Origin of the sequence: Nesterenkonia sp. YGD6, assembly GCF_022565895.1 — a bacterium.
Taxonomy (GTDB): Bacteria; Actinomycetota; Actinomycetes; order Actinomycetales; family Micrococcaceae; genus Nesterenkonia.
Genome location: NZ_JAJOYY010000007.1, coordinates 1 through 18,363 on the forward strand (window position 1 = coordinate 1; position 18,363 = coordinate 18,363).

The window sequence follows — 18,363 nt, forward strand, 5'->3', positions numbered from 1 at the left end:
CCGAGCTCTCGGCCGGGCTTGGCATGGCTCCGAAGGTGACCTTCACGGGTCAGATCGATGCGTTCATCAAGGGTGAGCTCGCAGATGATGTCGTCGCGGTCCTGCGTGAGACGGTCACCAACGTGACCCGCCATGCCAAGGCGACTGCGGTCTCGATCGAGGTCCAGGCAGACTCCGCCGGAGTCACAGTCACGGTCGGTGACGACGGGGTCGGCCTGGCTGCCGGTGACAAGACCGCGAGCGGCACGGCGAACCTGCGGGCCAGGGCGCGTGCTCGGGGTGGTGCCTTTGGGCTGACCCCGGGGGAGAACGGCGGGGTGCGGGCGCGCTGGCACGTCCCGGTCCATGGTCAGGACGTCCCATGATCAGGGTCTTCCTCGTTGATGATCATGAGATCGTCCGACGCGGCATTGCGCGGCTCGTCGACGTCGAACCAGAGCTGGAGGTCGTGGGCGAGTCCGCGACGGTGCGCGGGACGCTCGACCGGATTCAGGTCACGCATCCCGATGTGGTCGTGCTGGATCTGCACCTGCCCGACGGGACCGGGATCGATCTGTGTCGCAGCATCCGTTCCGCGCACCCGGCGATCCGCTGCCTGATCCTGACCGCCGATGATGACGAGAGCGCCCGCGTCGCCGCGGTCATCGCCGGCGCCTCGGGACATGTGCTCAAGAGCATCCGCGCAGGACGTCTGGTCGAGGCCATCCTGCGGATCGCCCGGGGTGAGAGTCTGATCCCCGAGAATCTGGCGGAGCGAGTGCACAGGGACCTCTCTGCCCAGGCGCTTCACGCCCGGCGGCCCCGCGTGAGCCTCACGCTGCGCGAGCAGCAGGTGCTGAAGCTGATCACCGAGGGACTGACGAACCGGCAGATCGGGCAGCGGCTGGGTCTCGCGGAGAAGACCGTGAAGAACTACGTCTCCGGGCTGCTGGCCAAGCTCGGCATGGAGCGCAGGACTCAGGTAGCCGCCTACGGCGCCGCCACCCAAGACAGTGATATCCACAGCTGACGCACCTGTCTGGCGCCCACCCGACGCCTCTGGTAGGACCTATGGCCCTACATGGGCCCGACCCTGATGCGAGAGGCTGGACCCAGCTCGCAGGACTGCGGGCAGGGAGAAGGGAATCCACCTGTGATCATCGCGACAAGAACCCGATCAGACAACAAGATCCACTCTCTGGTCCTCGCCGAACTCGAGTGGACGCCGGAGATCGACGCCTCAGAGGTCGAGGTCGAGGTCGAAGCCGGAGTCGTCACCTTGTCGGGTGAAGTGGGGGACTATTTCGAATACCTCGCCGCCTCGCGTGCCATGCGACGCGTGCACGGCATCGCTGGGGTTCTGAATCGGCTGACCGTGCTTCCTCGCTCGGCGAGATGGGTCACCGACACGGACATCGGCCGCGTCGCGGAACGTGTCCTGACCTGGTCCGCGAACATCCCAGGGACGGTGCGGTCGCGGGTCGAGGGCGGGTGCGTGACGCTCACCGGGCAGGTCGACTGGCACTTTCAGCGGGAAGCGGCCGAGCGGGCGGTGGAGAACATCCGGGGAGTGCACACGGTGCGCAACGAGGTCACGCTGATCCCCCGCCCCGTCTCCGAGGAAGCCGCCGAACGGATCAGGAGTGCCCTGTTCCGCGATCCCCAGGTCGACGCCGGCCGCATCAGCGTCTCAGTCGTGGGCAACACTGCGGTCCTCACTGGATACGTGAAGTCGCTGATGGAGAAGACCCAGGCAGGTGAGGCTGCCTGGTCCTCACCTGACGTCACCACGCTCGACAATCGCCTCGACGTGCGCCCCTACTGAGGCGCACGCACTGATCGAAGCACACTTCCGGTCCCGTGATGCGCTGGGCCCAGCTCGACGTTGCTTCGAAGTCCACCCGACCTGAATCACCAGTCCCACGAGAGGAAGGGACCATGACAGATCATGTTTCTCGCTTCGATTCGCTGGCAGGGTTGGTGAGTCTTCGCCACAACTTGTTCGACGAAGGGATGCGCGGAACGCCGAGCACCGACGTCTACACCAGGGATGAGAAGGAACTGGTCGTGGAGGCGCATCTGTCGAATTTCGCGGACACCGACATCACCGTCAGCGTCGACGATCGAACGCTCGTGATCCAGGCGGAGCGGCGCGAACGCGAGGAGGACAAGGGCAAGCGGTACCTGCTCCGCGAGAGCACCAGCAGCTTTCGGCGCAGCGTCGATCTACCGGAGCAGGCGAAGGACCGGCAGATCAGGGCGGTCTTCGACCACGGGGTTCTGACGGTGTCCGTTCCGCTGGAGGAATCGACCACGCTCAAGTGGATACCGATCGACAACGGACACTCGAACAACTGACTCCGGCAAGACCGGAGTCTGCAAAGACAAGGGGGCGTGATGTTCGACTGGCTCTATTTCTGGAACCTCATCTGGTCCTTCTTCACGCTGCTCTCGCTCGTCTTCGTTCCAGTCTTCATCGTGATGATCTACTTCGTCACGCGGACACCCAGGGCTCGGGCACCTAGGGCTCGTCCTGGGGCCTCGTCGAGGTTTGCCCGCTCGGACGGTGCGGTGCCCGGGCCCGTGGGTGAGAGTGACACGAAGAAGGCCGCGTGAGCTCCGGATCGTCCCCCAGGGCCACCCGGCCCTCGCCGAATGGTGCGCACGGGTGTCATCCGCGGCTGGAGATCCAGGCGCTGACCTCGCGGGCCTGCAGATCCACGAACTTGCGCATATAGGGCTCGGCGGCCGCCTTGATCTTCTTGCCGATGATCGGAATGTTGACGTTGACGTCGCCCCGGACCGTGGAGAGCGTCTCGGTGGCCCCGCGCACGTGCAGGTTCTGCGCGGACTGCGCCGAGACCGGAGCCGAGGCGATCTTCACCGCGGTGTCCGCGCGGCGTGACCCGGCCCCGTCGGGTGCGCCCCAGGAATGGGTGACGTGCACGGTGACCTCACCCTTGATGACCTTCTTGGCGATCTCCGGGAGCTTGTCCGCGGGCATGGACTGCTCGGTGACGATCTCGAAGGGACCGTCCAGCGGGCCGAGGACCTCGAAGCTCAGCAGCTTCGCGCCGACCTTCTTGGACAGGTGCTCATTGAATTCTCGGTCCGCGTAGGCCTCGATGATGTCCTGCGCGCTGTGCGGAATCATGAGCTCTGTTTCAAGTGCCACTGATGGTCTCCTCGTTGATGTCTTGGTGAAGGCATTCTGCGACGGCGGTCACGGAACCTACCCATTGTAAAGTTGTCCCAGTGACCATCATGACTCTTCTCCTGCTTCTCGGCGGTTTCGTCCTGCTCGTCGGCGGCGGCGAGGCACTGGTCCGAGGCGCCGCCTCCCTGGGTCGCACGGTGGGCCTGTCCTCGCTGATCATCGGACTCACCGTGGTGTCCTTCGCGACCTCAGCCCCGGAGCTGGCCGTCAGCACCGGCGCCGCGCTGAGCGGCTCACCCGGCCTGGCGGTGGGCAATGTGGTGGGCAGCAACATCGCCAACATCCTCTTCGTCATGGGCCTCACCGCGATCTTCGGCGCGCTGTTCGTGAAGATCCAGCTGATCAAGGCCGACATCCCGATCATGATCGGACTCTCGGTGCTCGCCCTGCTGATGGCGCTTGACGGCGGCTACAGCCTCCTCGACGGCATCGTGCTGCTGGGTCTGCTGCTGGCCTACCTGGTGGTCACCCTCGTGATGGCCCGTCGGCAGACGCGCCGGGAAGCCCGTGAGGAGGCGGAACGGCTCGATGTGGACACGGTTCTCGCCGGCGGCTCGGTGCGACTGACCAAGGGTCTGCGCACCTCGAAGCTGCGAGCCGTGCTGATCGACGTGCTCCTGGTGCTCGGCGGGGTGGCGCTGCTGGTCGTCGGTGCTCAGATGCTGGTCACCGCGTCCACCACCATTGCGATGGTGCTCGGGGTCAGTGATCTGATCATCGGTCTGACCATCGTGGCCATCGGCACCTCGCTGCCGGAACTCGCCACCAGCATCATCGCCGCCCTGCGCGGCGAGCGGGACATGGCGGTGGGCAACCTGGTGGGCAGCAACATCTTCAACATCGGCGCGGTCCTCGGGATCACCGCGATCATCGCCCCGGACGGCGTCGAGGTCGCCTCGGCCGCCGTCAACTTCGACCTGCCGGTGATGATCGCGGTCGCCCTGGTCCTGCTCCCGCTGGCGTTCACCGCCCAAGCAATCGGACGCTGGGAGGGACTGGTGCTGGTGGCGCTCTACAGCGCCTATGTCGTCTATCTGGTGCTCTACGCGGCTGGACATTCAGCGCTGCAGCCCTTCAGCTCGGCGATGCTCTGGTTCGTGCTGCCGATCACCGCGCTCTGGATCGCGGCTCTGGTCGGATACGAGGTCGGGGTGCTGCGCACCCGCCGGGCGGCCCGGGCCGGGGCGTCATAGCCGGATCAGCGAGTATCCTGTGTGAGGCCCGAAACTCACGATTCTCCCACCGCGCCGAAACACCACCGCGGATCTCCGGCATCGATCTGTATGCGAAACGAGGCGTCACTCTCCCATGGCTCTGTCAGGTCTGCGCACAGCGCTCACGGCGAACCCCTCCTATCGGCGCGTCGCCTCGGCCGCCGCCCATCCCGCGGGGGAACGCACCGACGAGCTGCAGATCTCCTCGACCACCGGACTTCGACCTGCGCTGATCGCAGAGATCGCGACCCAGCTGCGCGGCACGAGCCCCACCGGCACGCTGCTGGCCGTGACCGCCACCGACCGCGAGGCCGACGAGCTGGCCACCTCGCTCGCCGCATACGCCCCGGAGGCCGCGGTGGCGCACTTCCCCTCCTGGGAGACCCTGCCGCATGAGCGGCTCTCTCCACGCTCGGACACTGTGGGACGTCGGCTCGGGGTGCTGCGCCGACTCGCCCACCCGGACGAGGCCGGAGGCGTGCTCGACGTCGTCGTCGCTCCGGTCCGGGCCGTGGTGCAGCCGCTGGTCGCCGGGCTGGGGGATCTCGCACCGGTGCGGCTGAAGGTCGGCGAGTTCGCCGACTTCGACCAGACCGTCGCGCAGCTCGCCGATGCCGCCTATTCCCGGGTGGACATGGTCACCCGGCGCGGCGAGTTCGCCGTGCGCGGCGGCATCCTCGACATCTTCCCGCCCACCGAGCCGCACCCGGTGCGCATCGAGTTCTTCGGCGACGAGGTCGAGCAGATGCGCTGGTTCGCCGTGTCCGATCAGCGTTCGCTCGACACCGAGTCCACCGAACACCCGGAGGTGCTCGACGCCGCGCCCTGCCGCGAGCTGCTGATCACCGACGCCGTGATGGCCCGCGCCAAGGAGCTGATCATTCAGATGCCGCACGCGGCGGATCTGCTCACCAAGCTCGCCGAAGGCATCGCCGCCGAGGGCATGGAGTCCCTGGCCCCGGTCCTGGTGCCCGAGATGGTGCCCTTCGTGGACCAGCTGCCCGCCGGCTCGCTCACCGTGGTGATCGAGCCGGAGAAGACCCGTGGGCGCGCCCACGACCTGGCCGCCACCAACGAGGAGTTCCTCGCTGCCGCCTGGTCCGCCGCCCCAGACGGCGCGGCCGCACCGCTGGACATCAGCGGAGCGCAGATCGGCAGCGAACAGCAGGGCCTGTCCGCAGGCGGCTTCGCCAGCCTCGCCGAGACCCGCGAAGCCTCCATCGCCCACGGCGCCGGCTGGTGGTCGATGACCTCCCTGGGCCTCGATGAGGAGCTGGAGCAGGACGCCGACATCGTCTCGATCGCCTCCCGTGAGCCGATCGGCTACCGCGGCAGCGTCGAAGACGTGATGACCTTCCTCGCCGAGCGCGCCAAGGCGAACTGGTCCGTGGTGGTCACCACCGCCGCCTCCGGCTCCGCCCAGCGGGTCCATGAGCTGCTCACCGAACACGACGTTCCCTGCGTCCGGGTGGACACCCTCGAGGAGACCCCTGCCCCGGGCACGATCACGATCTCCACCGCCAACGTCTCTGAGGGCTTCGCAGTGGACCCGCTGCAGCTGGCGCTGCTGACCGAGTCCGAGATGCTCGGCCGCGCCATCCGGCAGGACTCCGGCTCCGCACGGAAGGTGCCGGCCCGGCGTCGTCGCCATGTGGTGGACCCGCTGGCGCTGAAGCCGGGGGACTATGTGGTCCACGAGCAGCACGGCATCGGCCAGTTCGTGGAGCTGATCCAGCGCAAGGTCGGCTCCCCGCAGGCCATCAAGGCCGGCACCGCGGGCATCCGGGAGTACCTGGTCCTGGAGTACGCCGCCTCCAAGCGCGGCGGCGCGAAGGACCGGCTGATGGTTCCCACCGACCAGCTGGATCAGGTCTCCCAGTACGTGGGCGGCGAGGCGCCGTCGCTGTCGAAGATGGGCGGCAGTGACTGGTCCCAGACCAAGCGCAAGGCCAAGAAGGCGGTGAAGGAGATCGCCGGGGAGCTGATCAGGCTCTATGCGGCACGCATGGCTTCGCGCGGGTTCTCCTTCGGCCCCGACACTCCGTGGCAGGGGGAGCTCGAGGACGCCTTCCCCTACGCCGAGACCCCGGACCAGCTCACCGCCACCGATGAGGTCAAGGCGGACATGCAGCGCGAGATCCCGATGGACCGGCTGATCTCCGGAGACGTCGGCTACGGCAAGACCGAGATCGCCATCCGCGCCGCCTTCAAGGCCGTGCAGGACGGCAAGCAGGTCGCCGTGCTGGTGCCCACCACGCTGCTGGTCTCCCAGCACTATGAGACCTTCACCGAGCGCTACGCCGGGTTCCCGGTGCGGGTGGCGCCGCTCTCACGGTTCCAGACCGCCAAGGAGTCCAAGGAGACGATGGCCGGTCTGCGCGAGGGCAGTGTGGACATCGTCATCGGGACCCACCGGCTGCTGTCCAAGGAGGTCGACTTCCACGACCTGGGCCTGGTGATCATCGATGAGGAGCAGCGCTTCGGCGTCGAGCACAAGGAACAGCTCAAGAAGATGCGCACCAATGTGGACGTGCTCGCCATGTCCGCCACCCCTATCCCGCGCACCCTGGAGATGTCCATGGCCGGGATCCGGGAGACCTCCACGCTGGCCACACCGCCGGAGGAGCGGCACCCGGTGCTCACCTACGTGGGCCCCTACACCGATAAGCAGGTCTCCGCCGCGATCCGCCGCGAGCTGATGCGCGAGGGACAGGTGTTCTTCGTGCACAACCGGGTCTCCTCGATCGACGCGACCGCCGCCCGGATCCGGGAGCTGGTCCCCGAGGCGCGGGTGGAGGTCGCCCACGGGCAGATGAGCGAGACCCGGCTCGAGCAGATCATCCAGGACTTCTGGGAGAAGCGCTTCGACGTGCTGGTCTCCACCACGATCATCGAGACCGGGCTGGACATCTCCAACGCCAACACCCTGATCGTGGATCGGGCCTCGACCTACGGGCTCTCCCAGCTGCATCAGCTGCGCGGACGCGTGGGACGTTCCCGGGAGCGCGCCTACGCCTACTTCCTCTACCCGGCCGAGAAGCCGCTGGGCGAGGTCGCCCTGGAGCGGCTGCGCGCGGTGGCGGCGAACAACGAGCTCGGCGCCGGCCTGCAGCTGGCCATGAAGGATCTGGAGATCCGCGGCGCCGGCAACATGCTCGGCGGGGAGCAGTCCGGGCACATCGCAGGGGTCGGCTTCGACCTGTACCTGCGCCTGGTCGGCGAGGCTGTGGCCGATTACCGCGGGGACACCGAGGAGACCTTCACCGAGGTCAAGATCGAGCTGCCGATCAACGCCCACCTCCCGCATGACTACGTCCCGGGGGAGCGGCTGCGCCTGGAGGGCTACCGCAAGCTCGCCGCCGCGGACACCCAGGAGAAGATCGCCGAGGTCATCACCGAATGGCAGGACCGCTACGGGGACCTGCCCGACCCGGTGACCAACATCGTGGAGGTGGCCCGGTTCCGCAACCGCGCCCGGGCAGCGGGGATCCACGACGTCGGCACCCAGGGTCAGTTCATCAGGTTCGGCCCGGTGACCGAGCTGGCGGAGTCCAAGGCGATGCGCCTGGAACGGATGTACCCGGGCAGCCAGCACAAGGTCACCATGAAGCAGGTGCTGATCCCGAAGCCGAAGACCCGCGGCGTCACCGGGGTGGAGCTCACCGATTCAGAGCTGCTGGCCTGGCTCAATCAGGTGTTCGAGGCGATCTTCCCGCCGGTCTGATCCGCCGCCGGTCGGCGCAGCGCGGAACGGGGCAGCCCGTTCAGCGGCAGCGACAGCGGGCTGCGGTTCACGAGCATGCCCAGGCCCCAGCACAGCAGCAGGGCCGCCAGGGTGCGCAGCGGCGGGTTCTCCAGCGCGAAGAGGCGCAGCAACAGGTACAGGATGATCGCGTGGGCGAAGACCACGAAGGTCGCGGTCTGCACCAGTTCCGAGATGACGACGCCGAGGATCCGCCCGCGCCGCGGCTGGGTCAGCACGGTCGAATCGTCACCGTCCGCAGAGCTCGTGCTGGTCCGTTGCGGGCGCGGCCCGCCGAGCAGCGCGTTGACGGCGCTGGAGAAGACCAGCACCAGGCCGATGCTGATCAGCACCGAGACGGCCGGCGAGAGCAGGAACGTCCCGAAGCCTGAGTACTTGATGTTCATCGTCCGGACGCCAGCGGCCACGGCGCCGAAGCCGACACTCAAGCAGAGCAGCCCGAGCCACGGCCTGGCCGGCAGGCTCAGTCCGCGCGGGGAGCGCATGAAGCGGCCGAACCAGTGCCCGGCCAGCATGAACGCCATGCAGGCCGGTGCCAGACCGATCCCCAAGGGGGTATAGCCCATGACAGATCCTGGGATCTGCGCCACCGCGAGGCCGCCGACCGCCACCGCGACGCCGACCCACCAGGGCTGGCTGAGCACCGCGCGCAGCAGCAGCGCGGCGAAGAAGAGCACGGAGATGAACCAGAAGACCAGGAAGGGCATGTTCGTCATGGCGCCGCCGAAGAGCGCCTGGGGAACGGTCATCGGGTCGAACGGCCACGGGGTGGGGACCATCGCCAGCACCGCGACGCTGAGCAGCACGAACCAGACCAGATAGGGCAGGGCCAGGCTGCGGCTGCGCGCGAGGAACTCCTCACGCACGGTCCGCGAGGTGGAGAAGAAGAACCCGGCCAGGAAGAAGAACAGCGGCATCCGCCAGATCTGCAGGTACTCCGCCCCCGGCATCCCGGCCCAGGCGTGGCCGAGGACCACGGCGGCCACCGAGATGACCCGCAGCAGGTCGATGCCGAGATTCCGGGCGCGCACAGGTCGCGGCGCCGGAGCGGTCATGTCAGCTGAAGGTCGAAGCGAGGTCAGCGGACGTGTGGCTCCGCCGCCGACTCTCGCGAAGAGCTGGCGCGGGAGGCCATGGCGTCGAGCGGCTCACCGTGCTCACCGTGGAGGTCCTGCTGCTCCAGGGAGTCCGAGCGGCCGATGACCTCCTTGGCGACGAGGAACGAGCCGCAGTACAGGACGATGAAGATCATCCCGGGCAGCCAGACCTGATCCAGATCCCAGAAGTACAACGCGACGATCGAGCCGACGAGCATGAAGAAGACGAAGAGGAACGCGACGAAGTTCCCTACAAAATTGCCCTGGCCCGAATAGGCCTTGACCTTACCGTTGCTGATCATGTGCTCCCCTTAGGATGCGGTGCGGTCTGCTGGACGCCCATCTCAGTAGCTCCCGGCAGCACCCGATGTGCTGGAATCTCTAGGCTCCACGATATCAAGAGAGGAGCTCGCTCCGATGCGTGTGGCGCCGGCGGACACCATCGCGACGGCGTCGTCATAGCTGCGCACTCCGCCGGAGGCCTTGATGCCCAGCCGGCCACCGACCAGGGAGTGCATCAGGGTGATGTCGGCGAGGGTGGCTCCGCCGCCGGCGAACCCGGTGGAGGTCTTCACGAAGTCAGCCCCGGCCGCTTCCGCGGCTCGGCATACCAGCTCCTTCGCTGACTCGCCGAGCAGCACCGTTTCCAGGATCACCTTGAGGATCGCGCCGCCTGCGTGGGCGGCGTCGGCCAGCGCACGGATCTGCGCCTCGACGTAGCTGTGGTCACCGGCATTCGCGGCGGCGATGTCCACCACCATGTCCACCTCCTGGGCGCCGAGCTGAACCGCCTCCACGGTCTCCGCCAGCTTCGACGCGGTGGTCGAGGCTCCCAGCGGGAAGCCGACCACGGTGCAGGTCTTGACCTCGGTGCCGGTGAGCTCCGCGGCGACCAGCGGCACCCAGCGCGGGTTGATGCAGACCGCGGCGAAGGAATGGGTGCGCGCCTCGGTGACGATCCGCCGGATGGTGGCCTCATCGGTGTCAGGCTTCAGGGCGGTGTGATCGATCAGCGGTGCCATCTCGGCGGGGGTGGGGGTATGTGACATGGGCGTGCTCCTGGAGGGTCAGTGGGAGGGGCAGGTGGGGCTGGACGGCGGGCTGGTCAGCCCAGCAGGGACTCCATCGAGGTGCGCAGCTGTTCCAGGCGCTTGGCCGCCTGGGCGCGGGCCGCGCCGATGGCCTCGGGGTCGGCGTTGATTCCGGGGGTGTCCGCCACGGCTTCGAGGTAGCACTTGACCTTCGGCTCGGTGCCGGAGGGCCGGACGATCACCCGGTCCCCAGCCTCGGTGAGGTAGATCAGAGCATCGGTCTTGGTCGCCTCGCTCAGCTCCGTGCCGGGCAGCGGATCCCGGGTCAGGTCCAGGGACTCGACCACGGGGGAGCCGGCGATCTCCACTGGAGCCTGTGCGCGCAGCGCCGCGGTGACCTTGCCCAGCTCGGAGAGGTCGTTGACCCGGATGGTGACCTGGCCGGTGACGAAGACTCCGGCCTCGGCGGCGATCTCGTCCAGGGCGGCGATCAGGCTGGTGCCGCGGGCCTTCAGCGAAGCGGTCATCTCCGCGAAGATCAGCGCGGCAGAGACGCCGTCCTTGTCCTTGACGTGTTCGGGGTCCACGTTGAAGCCGATGGCCTCCTCGTAGCCGAAGCTCATGTGCTGGACCCGGGCCAGCCATTTGAACCCGGTCAGCGTCGCGGCATGTTCGACGCCGCGGACCTCGCACAGCCGCGCGAGCAGCCGGGAGGAGACGATCGAGTTCGCCAGCACCGGGGCGCTGCCGTCGGCCTGGGGGCGCAGCGGTCCGCGTTCGAGCAGGTGGCGGCCCAGCAGGGCCCCGATCTCATCACCGGAGAGCTGGCGCCAGGCGCCGGCCGACTCGTCATAGACCGCCGCGGAGAGCCGATCAGCGTCGGGGTCATTGGCCAGCACCAGGTCTGCCTGCTCGGCCTCGGCGGCCTTCAGTGCGAGGTCCAGGGCGCCGGGCTCCTCAGGATTGGGGAAGTCGGCCGTGGGGAAGTCGGGATCCGGTTCGAACTGCTCGGCCACCGGGGTCACGGTGAACCCGCCGGCACGCAGCAGCGAGGTGACCATCTCCCCGCCGACGCCGTGCATCGCGGTGTAGACCACGTGCAGGTCGCGCTGCGGGTAGGTCTCCGGATCCAGCAGCTCCAGGGCCTCGCGCTCGTAGCTGCTGCGGGCCTCATCGGTGACGGGGTGCGGCTCAGCGTCGCCGGCGGAGGCGCCGGCGCCGTCAGCGGCCCCAGCGCCGACCTCCGCGGCGGGTGCGGGTGTGTCCGCCAGTTCGGCGATCCTTGCCGCGATGTCCTGATCCACCGGTGGCACGATCTGCGCACCGACCCCATGGCCGTGGGGTTCCAGGAAGCGGGAGAGCTCCCCGCCGAGGTAGACCTTGTACCCGTTGTCCTGGGGCGGATTGTGGCTCGCGGTGACCATCACACCGATCTCGGCGTCGAGCACCAGCACCTGGCGGGCCAGCAGCGGGGTGGGTCCCGGGCGGGTGAAGAGGTGGACCTCCCAGCCGGCGGCGGAGAAGATCTCGGCGGTGTCGGCGGCGAACTCGTCGGACTGGTGGCGGGCGTCGTAGCCGATCACGATCTTGCGCGCCCCGCTGCGCATCAGGTCCTGCGGGTTGTCCGCCTGCTGCTGGGCCTTGGCCAGCTGCTCCTCGGCGTAGCTGAGCATCCCCGCCGCCGTCTGGCGGACCACCAGGCGGTTCATCCGCAGCGGTCCCGGACCCAGCTCCGCGCGCAGCCCGGCGGTGCCGAAGGCGAGCCGACCGGCGAAGAGCCGTTGAAGCTCTGCGGTCGCCAAGGCGTCCGAGTCCTCGGCGCGCTGCAGCAGCTGCTGCAGCTTGGACCGGGTGCCGGCGTCCGGGTCCTGGTCGATCCAGCGGCGAACGGCAAAGATCAGCTTCTCGGTCATGGCGGTCTGCTCCCTCATCTCGGTCGGGGTATCGGGTCTGGGTCGGTCGGTCATCGGTGCAGGACAGAAGTGGAGAGCGACGGGCTCGGCGCGTGAGGCTCGTCAGAGGTCACGCTGATCAGGGCGCCAGGATGCGCCCGATGACCTCTGCCAGCAGGGCGGATATCCGCGGGGCGGCCTGGCGTCCGGCGTCGAGGACCTCGCTGTGGCTCAGCGGCTCCGGGGAGATGCCGGCGGCCTGGTTGGTGACCAGGGAGATGCCGAAGACCTCCATGCCGGCGGCGCGGGCGGCGATCGCCTCCAGCGCGGTGGACATCCCCACCAGATCGGCGCCCAGTGTTCCGGCCATCCTGACCTCGGCGGGAGTCTCGTAGTGCGGGCCGGGGAACTGCGCGTAGACACCCTCGGGCAGATCGGGATCGACTTCCCGAGCCGCTGCACGCAGCCGGCTGGAATAGAGGTCGGTCATGTCCACGAAGTGCGCGCCGCGCAGGGAGGAGGTGCCGGTGAGGTTGAGGTGATCGGAGATCAGCACCGGGGTGCCGGGCTTCCACTGCGGGTTCAGCCCGCCGCACCCGTTGGTCAGCACCATGGTCGCCGCACCCGCAGCGGCGGCGGTGCGCACCCCGTGGGCGACGGCGTCGACTCCGCGGCCCTCGTAGTAATGGGTGCGCGCGCCGATCACGAGCACATGCGCGCCCGAGGGGGTGCGCAGGACCTTCAGCGTGCCGCTGTGCCCGGAGACGCCCGAGGCATGGAAGCCGGGAACCTGTTCGGCGTCGACCTCCGCGATGAGCTCACCAAGCCTGGCGGCGGCCTCACCCCATCCAGAGCCCAGGGTGCAGGCCAGGTCGATCGAGTCGACGCCGGCCTGGTGCAGCAGCTCTCGCGCGGCCTCTTCGGCGCGCAGGTTCACCGGGGCGGTCGGGTCATCGGTTGAGGTCAGCTCCGCAGGCGCGCCGAGCGGGGCGCTGGTGGGGGCACTGTGCTGGGTCTGGACTCTGTCGTGGCTCACATGGGTCAATCTACAGTCTGGGTGGGACACAGCGGCAGGCTGACGCGACGGATCTGGCTCCACCGGCGCGCCGCAGCGGCTCTCGAATCGCCGCGAGCTGACGGACCGGTCAGGTCGAGTCTTCGAGCTTGCGATGTCACATCCCTGTGTGGCGTATGACATTGCTGTCTCAACTGGGCAGAATGGGGCGGTGACTCCAACTAATATGCAACGACGCTTCGCCCCTGACCGCATCGCCATCCTCGGCGGAGGCCCGGGAGGCTATGAAGCCGCTATGGTCGCCGCCGACGCCGGCGCGGAGGTCACCATCATCGAGGAGAAGGGCCTCGGCGGCTCCGCGGTGCTCACCGACGTGGTTCCGTCCAAGACGCTGATCGCCACCGCCGACGCGATGCGCCGGGTCAACATCTCCACCGCCTTCGGCGTGCGCTTCGGTGAACATGCCAGCGGCACCGAGGGTGCGGCCGGCGACGAGGCCAAAGAGGCAGAGGCCTGGGCCGACTTCTCCAAGGTCAACGAGCGCCTGCTCAAGCTCGCGCACAGCCAGTCCCGCGACATCCACGCCACTCTGGAGTCCTATGGGGTGAGGGTGATCATCGGGCGCGGCAAGCTCGTGCCGCCGCACAGCATCGAGGTCACCTCTGGGGAACATGCCGGTGACGTGGTCGTCGCCGACGCGATCATCGTGGCGACCGGAGCTCACCCGCGCGAACTCGGCTCCGCAAAGCCGGACGGCGAACGGATCCTCAACTGGACCCAGGCCTACAACCTCACCGAGGTCCCGGAACACATGATCGTCGTCGGCTCCGGCGTCACCGGCGCCGAGTTCGCCTCGGCCTACCGTCGGCTCGGCGCCGAGGTCACGCTGGTCTCCTCCCGCGACCAGGTCCTGCCCGGGGAGGACGCCGACGCCGCCACGGTGCTGGAGAACTCCTTCAAACGCGTCGGAGTCCACGTCGCGTCACGGACCCGCGCCGAGTCCGTGGAGCGCACCGAGGACGGGGTCGATGTCCGGCTCACCAGCGGTGAGGTGCTGCACGGCTCGCACTGCCTGATGGCGGTGGGCGGGATCCCGAACACCGCCGACCTCGGGCTCGAGGAGGCCGGGGTCGAGATCTCCGAATCCGGCCACGTCCAGGTGGACACCGTCTCGCGCACCACGGCCAACAACATCTACGCCGCAGGGGACTGCACCGGGGTGATGCCGCTGGCCTCCGTCGCGGCGATGCAGGGCCGTGTGGCCGTGGCCCATATGCAGGGCGAGAGCGTGAAGCCGCTGAAGCTCCACCAGGTCGCCTCAAACGTGTTCACCTCCCCGGAGATCGCCACGGTCGGGGTCACCCAGGAACAGGTCGACTCCGGAAAGTACCAGGCCGATGTGATCAAGCTCGACCTGGCCACCAACGCCCGGGCCAAGATGATGAACATCCGTGAAGGCTTCGTGAAGATCTTCTCGCGCAAGGGCTCCGGCACCGTGATCGGTGCCGTCGTCGTCGCCCCGCGCGCCTCCGAGCTGATCTTCCCGCTTGCTCTGGCCGTGACGCACAAGCTGCACGTCGACGACGTCGCCACCACCTTCACCGTCTACCCCTCGCTGACCGGCTCGATCTCCGAAGCCGCCCGCCGACTCCACCTTCACGTCACCGACCCGGAGGACTGACCCGCATGAGCAGCCCCACGCCCCCCGAACCGGTGAAGCCGGGAAGCGCGACGCCGCGCACCCCGACCGCGGTGGATGCCTTCGCCGAGGACTACTTCGAGCGGCTGCTCGCCCTGGACCCGGAGGAGGCCACGGTGCTGGGTCGCCCCGGCGTGGAGACCGAGTACGCCGACTACTCCCCGGCCGGACGCGAAGAAGTCGCGCAGCTGCAGCGCGAGACGCTGACCCGGCTGGCCGGGCTGACGCCAGCGGACCGCATCGACGAGGTGACCCTGCATGCGATGGCCGAGCGGATCGGGCTTGACGTCGCGCTGCACGATTCCGGGCGGACCGAGCTGAACAACCTGGCATCGGCACCGCAGGGAGTGCGGATGGTCCTTGAGCTGATGCCCGCGCAGACCGAGCAGGACTTCCTCCACATCGCCGGGCGGCTGCACAACCTGCCTGCCGCGCTCGAAGGCTACTGGGCCTCGCTCCAAGCCTCCGCCGAGCGAGGCCAGGTCCCCGCCGTACGCCAGGTCCAGGCGGTGGCGCAGCAGTGCCGCAGCTACGCCCGCGACGACGGCGCGCTCGCCGGCTACCTGCACAGCGGCCAGCAGGCCCAGGTCAGCGCGACCACGCAGGACGCCCTGGCCGCCGGCACCGCCGCCGCGCAGCAGGCCTACCGGCTGCTGGCGCGGCGCCTCGAGGAAAAGCTGCTGCCCCAGGCTCCGGCGGCCGACGCGGTGGGGATCGAGACGTACCGGCTGGCCAGCCGGTACTTCACCGGCACCGCGCTGGACCTCCAGGAGACCTACCGGTGGGGCCTGGAGGAGCTCGCCCGGCTCGTCGCCGCTCAGGAGGAGGTCGCCCAGCAGATCAGCCCCGGCGCCTCCGTGGAGGACGCCAAGGCGATCCTTGACGCGGATCCCACCCGACAGCTCTCCGGGACGGCTGCGCTGCAGGAATGGATGCAGCGGCTCTCGGACGAGGCGATGGCGGCCCTGAAGGACGTGCACTTCGACATTCCGTCCCCCATGGACGCCCTGGAATGCATGATCGCGCCGACCCAGGACGGCGGGGTCTACTACACCGGACCCAGTGACGACTTCTCCCGGCCGGGCCGGATGTGGTGGTCGGTGCCTGAAGCGGACGAGCGCTTCACCACCTGGGCGGAGACCACCACCGTCTACCACGAGGGGGTCCCGGGGCATCATCTGCAGATCGCCACCGCCACCCTGGTGAAGGACCGGCTGAACTCGTGGCGGCGCCACGGCAGCTTCGTCTCCGGCTTCGCCGAGGGGTGGGCGCTCTACGCAGAGCAGCTCATGGCCGAACTGGGATTCCTCGCAGACCCCGGAGACCTGATGGGGATGTATGACATGCAGCGGATGCGCGCGGCCCGCGTGGTCTTCGACATCGGGGTTCACTGCGGCTTCGACGCCCCAGCAGAATGGGGCGGGAAGCCCTGGACCCCTGAGCAGGGCAAGGAGTTTCTGCGCGCCCACCTTCCGATCTCGCCGGCGCAGCTGGACTTCGAGTTCACCCGCTATCTCGGCTGGCCCGGTCAGGCGCCGTCGTACAAGGTCGGACAGCGTGTCTTCGAGCAGATCCGCGCCGAGCGTGAGGCGGTCGCCCGGGCAGCCGAGGAGCCATTCGACCTGCGTGCCTTCCACACCGAGCTGCTGGGACTCGGCATGATCGGGCTGGACACGATGCGATTCGCGATGCGGCCATGAGACTGCGCCCCGGCCGGAACCGTGACTGGCCGGTGAGCCCTGCGGTGCAGACCTCCGCCGGGCGGGTGGAGCTGCGCCCCCTGCGGCCCGAGGATGAGCATCGCTTCATGGCGCTGCGCGTGCTCAACAGCGAGTGGCTGCAGCCCTGGGACGCCACCACCCCCGAGAATCCCGATCCCCGCGATTCCGCCGCCAGCTTCCGGCAGATGGCTCGCCACCTGACCCGCAGCGCCCGGACCGGCACGCACCTGCCCTGGCTGATCTGGTTCACCGCCGACGGCGGAGCGCCCCGGCTGGTCGGTCAGCTGACGGTGGGCCCGATCATCGCCGGCTCCGCGCAGACCACCTCCCTGGGCTACTGGCTCGACGAGGGACATGCCGGGCGGGGGATCACCCCGATGGCCGTGGCGCTCGCGGTCGACCACCTCTTCTTCGAACGCGGACTGCACCGGGTGGAGATCGCCGTTCGTCCAGAGAACGCAGCGAGTCTGCGGGTGGTGGAGAAGCTGGGATTCCGGGAGGAAGGAATGCGCCTGCGGTTCCTGCACATCCACGGGGCCTGGCGCGACCACAGGTGCTTCGCGCTGACCCGGGAAGAGATCGGCGACGGTCTTGTGGCGCGTTGCCGCGGATCACAATCCGGTGTCGGATAGGCTCACCCTGTACTTCATGAAGGGCAAGGGGGCCAGAGATGCTGGGCATGGAACACACCGAGAGCGGTTTCCTCTCCGCTGTGCAGGGCCTGCCCATCCCCTCCTCCGCGCTCATCGCCCTGATCGCCGTGCTCTTCCTGGGCGCCCTGGTCCTGCGCGGACGGCGCCAGGCCAGCAGCTTCACCGAGGCCGCGCCCACGGTTCAGGACGGCCCGACGATCACTCGGGAAACCTCCCTGCGGACGCTGCCGGCCTCCACCGAGCCGATGACCAGCACCACCGCCCACCCCGACACCCACCGAGGGGCGACAATGTCTTCCACCACTGAGTCCTCAGCCACCGCGTCTTCCACCACCGAGTCTTCCACCACCGAGTCTTCACGCTCGGCCTCCGGGTTCCAGCTGCACTGGGGTCGCACCCTGGTGGCGCTCCTCGGAGTGCTCGCTCTGCTCACCGCCGTCGTCACCGGGATCCTCGCGCCGCTCACCGCGGTGCCCGCAGCGCTGCCGCTCAGCGCCGCTGGCGTGTTCCTGCTCGCACTGGTGGCCATGAGGACCATGGCGGTGCTGCGCCGACGCAGCCGGCGTCGAGCGCGCGTGCAGTCCGCCATCGAAGAAGCGATGAATCCGCTGCAGTCCAGCCCCTGGGTGAATCCGGCCGACGCCGGGCTCTTCGACGCGCTGAGCGCCGACGACCGTGGCGCCGGGGGCCCGAACTCCTTGCAGCAGATCGACGAGGACGGACTTCCCGTGGGACTGGAACGCACCTTCGGGGCTGAGGTGCAGACCGCGGGCCCGGTCCTGGGCGATGCCGCTGAGCCGGTCGGCCCCTGGCAGCCGCGTTCCGTGCCGCGACCGAAATACCTGGACCTGGACAAGGCCGAGCGGATCGAGCCGGAGGCGCTCGCGGTGCAGACCCCCGTGCCGCGCAGCGACGTCAAGCTCACCCAGCGCCGCTTCCTGGACACGTCGGCCCCCGCTGAGCAGACCCCGGCGGCCCAGCAGAGCTCCACAGAGCAGAACCCCCCGGTGGACCAGATCAAGGCCCCGAAGCATGATTCGATGAACCTCGACGAAGTACTCAAGCGCCGGCGCGCCTGATGT

The 18,363-nt window shown here is 68.7% G+C and carries 17 protein-coding genes; 11 read left to right on the forward strand and 6 right to left on the reverse strand.

Annotation, left to right across the window (positions count from 1 at the left end):
- The 5 genes from LTI14_RS11515 to LTI14_RS11535 form a co-directional block, all read left to right on the forward strand.
- Positions 1-365, forward strand: a 365-nt coding sequence (locus LTI14_RS11515) for an ATP-binding protein (RefSeq protein WP_342357760.1), incomplete at its 5' end; no start/stop codon positions are given.
- Positions 362-1,009, forward strand: a complete 648-nt coding sequence (locus LTI14_RS11520; RefSeq protein WP_241476609.1) for a response regulator — start codon at positions 362-364, stop codon at positions 1,007-1,009. The genes LTI14_RS11515 and LTI14_RS11520, both read left to right, overlap by 4 nt.
- Positions 1,010-1,132: 123 nt before the next feature.
- Positions 1,133-1,804 carry a BON domain-containing protein gene (locus LTI14_RS11525; RefSeq protein ID WP_241471088.1) on the forward strand — a complete coding sequence of 224 codons (672 nt, stop codon included), beginning with the start codon at positions 1,133-1,135 and terminating at the stop codon, positions 1,802-1,804.
- A gap of 113 nt (positions 1,805-1,917) precedes the next feature.
- Positions 1,918-2,337: an Hsp20/alpha crystallin family protein gene (locus LTI14_RS11530; RefSeq protein ID WP_241476611.1), complete on the forward strand. Its 420-nt coding sequence runs from the start codon at positions 1,918-1,920 to the stop codon at positions 2,335-2,337.
- 39 nt (positions 2,338-2,376) lie between these two features.
- Entirely contained in the window at positions 2,377-2,595 is a 219-nt protein-coding gene (locus LTI14_RS11535; RefSeq protein WP_241476613.1) for a hypothetical protein, read from the forward strand.
- A 55-nt stretch (positions 2,596-2,650) separates the two neighbouring features.
- On the opposite strand, the gene LTI14_RS11540 is transcribed toward LTI14_RS11535, so the two are convergent.
- Entirely contained in the window at positions 2,651-3,154 is a 504-nt protein-coding gene (locus LTI14_RS11540) for a DUF2505 domain-containing protein (protein WP_241471090.1), read from the reverse strand.
- Between the two features lie 89 nt (positions 3,155-3,243).
- Between LTI14_RS11540 and LTI14_RS11545 the strand changes: the two genes are divergently transcribed.
- Entirely contained in the window at positions 3,244-4,389 is a 1,146-nt protein-coding gene (locus tag LTI14_RS11545; RefSeq protein WP_255728162.1) for a calcium/sodium antiporter, read from the forward strand.
- A 115-nt stretch (positions 4,390-4,504) separates the two neighbouring features.
- Complete coding sequence (gene mfd / locus LTI14_RS11550) at positions 4,505-8,134, forward strand: transcription-repair coupling factor (RefSeq protein ID WP_241476615.1); 3,630 nt, start codon at positions 4,505-4,507, stop codon at positions 8,132-8,134.
- Here mfd and LTI14_RS11555 read toward each other — a convergent pair.
- The 5 genes from LTI14_RS11555 to LTI14_RS11575 all read right to left on the reverse strand — a co-directional run bounded on the left by LTI14_RS11555 (position 8,101) and on the right by LTI14_RS11575 (position 13,160).
- On the reverse strand, positions 8,101-9,228 hold the full coding sequence (locus tag LTI14_RS11555; protein ID WP_241466138.1) for an acyltransferase family protein: 1,128 nt from the start codon (positions 9,226-9,228) through the stop codon (positions 8,101-8,103). The two genes, mfd and LTI14_RS11555, sit on opposite strands and share 34 nt — an antisense overlap.
- 23 nt (positions 9,229-9,251) lie before the next feature.
- On the reverse strand, positions 9,252-9,572 hold the full coding sequence (locus LTI14_RS11560) for a hypothetical protein (RefSeq protein ID WP_241466139.1): 321 nt from the start codon (positions 9,570-9,572) through the stop codon (positions 9,252-9,254).
- A 42-nt stretch (positions 9,573-9,614) separates the two neighbouring features.
- The gene (deoC, locus tag LTI14_RS11565) at positions 9,615-10,319 is read right to left on the reverse strand and encodes a deoxyribose-phosphate aldolase (protein ID WP_241466141.1); all 705 of its coding nucleotides are present in this window, start codon (positions 10,317-10,319) and stop codon (positions 9,615-9,617) included.
- 56 nt (positions 10,320-10,375) lie between these two features.
- Positions 10,376-12,232: a phospho-sugar mutase gene (locus LTI14_RS11570; RefSeq protein WP_241476617.1), complete on the reverse strand. Its 1,857-nt coding sequence runs from the start codon at positions 12,230-12,232 to the stop codon at positions 10,376-10,378.
- A gap of 100 nt (positions 12,233-12,332) precedes the next feature.
- Entirely contained in the window at positions 12,333-13,160 is an 828-nt protein-coding gene (locus LTI14_RS11575) for a purine-nucleoside phosphorylase (protein ID WP_446740399.1), read from the reverse strand.
- 274 nt (positions 13,161-13,434) lie between these two features.
- Here LTI14_RS11575 and LTI14_RS11580 point away from each other — a divergent pair, with 274 nt between their 5' ends.
- The 4 genes from LTI14_RS11580 to LTI14_RS11595 are packed head-to-tail and all read left to right on the forward strand — an operon-like array spanning position 13,435 to position 18,360.
- Positions 13,435-14,889: an NAD(P)H-quinone dehydrogenase gene (locus LTI14_RS11580; protein ID WP_241476665.1), complete on the forward strand. Its 1,455-nt coding sequence runs from the start codon at positions 13,435-13,437 to the stop codon at positions 14,887-14,889.
- A gap of 5 nt (positions 14,890-14,894) precedes the next feature.
- A complete protein-coding gene (locus tag LTI14_RS11585) occupies positions 14,895-16,607 on the forward strand; it encodes a DUF885 domain-containing protein (RefSeq protein ID WP_241476618.1) in 1,713 nt (570 codons plus the stop codon).
- Positions 16,604-17,260: a GNAT family N-acetyltransferase gene (locus LTI14_RS11590; RefSeq protein WP_241466146.1), complete on the forward strand. Its 657-nt coding sequence runs from the start codon at positions 16,604-16,606 to the stop codon at positions 17,258-17,260. The genes LTI14_RS11585 and LTI14_RS11590 overlap by 4 nt, the downstream gene beginning before the upstream one ends.
- Before the next feature lie 47 nt (positions 17,261-17,307).
- On the forward strand, positions 17,308-18,360 hold the full coding sequence (locus LTI14_RS11595; RefSeq protein WP_241471145.1) for a hypothetical protein: 1,053 nt from the start codon (positions 17,308-17,310) through the stop codon (positions 18,358-18,360).
- Positions 18,361-18,363: the final 3 nt, after the last annotated feature.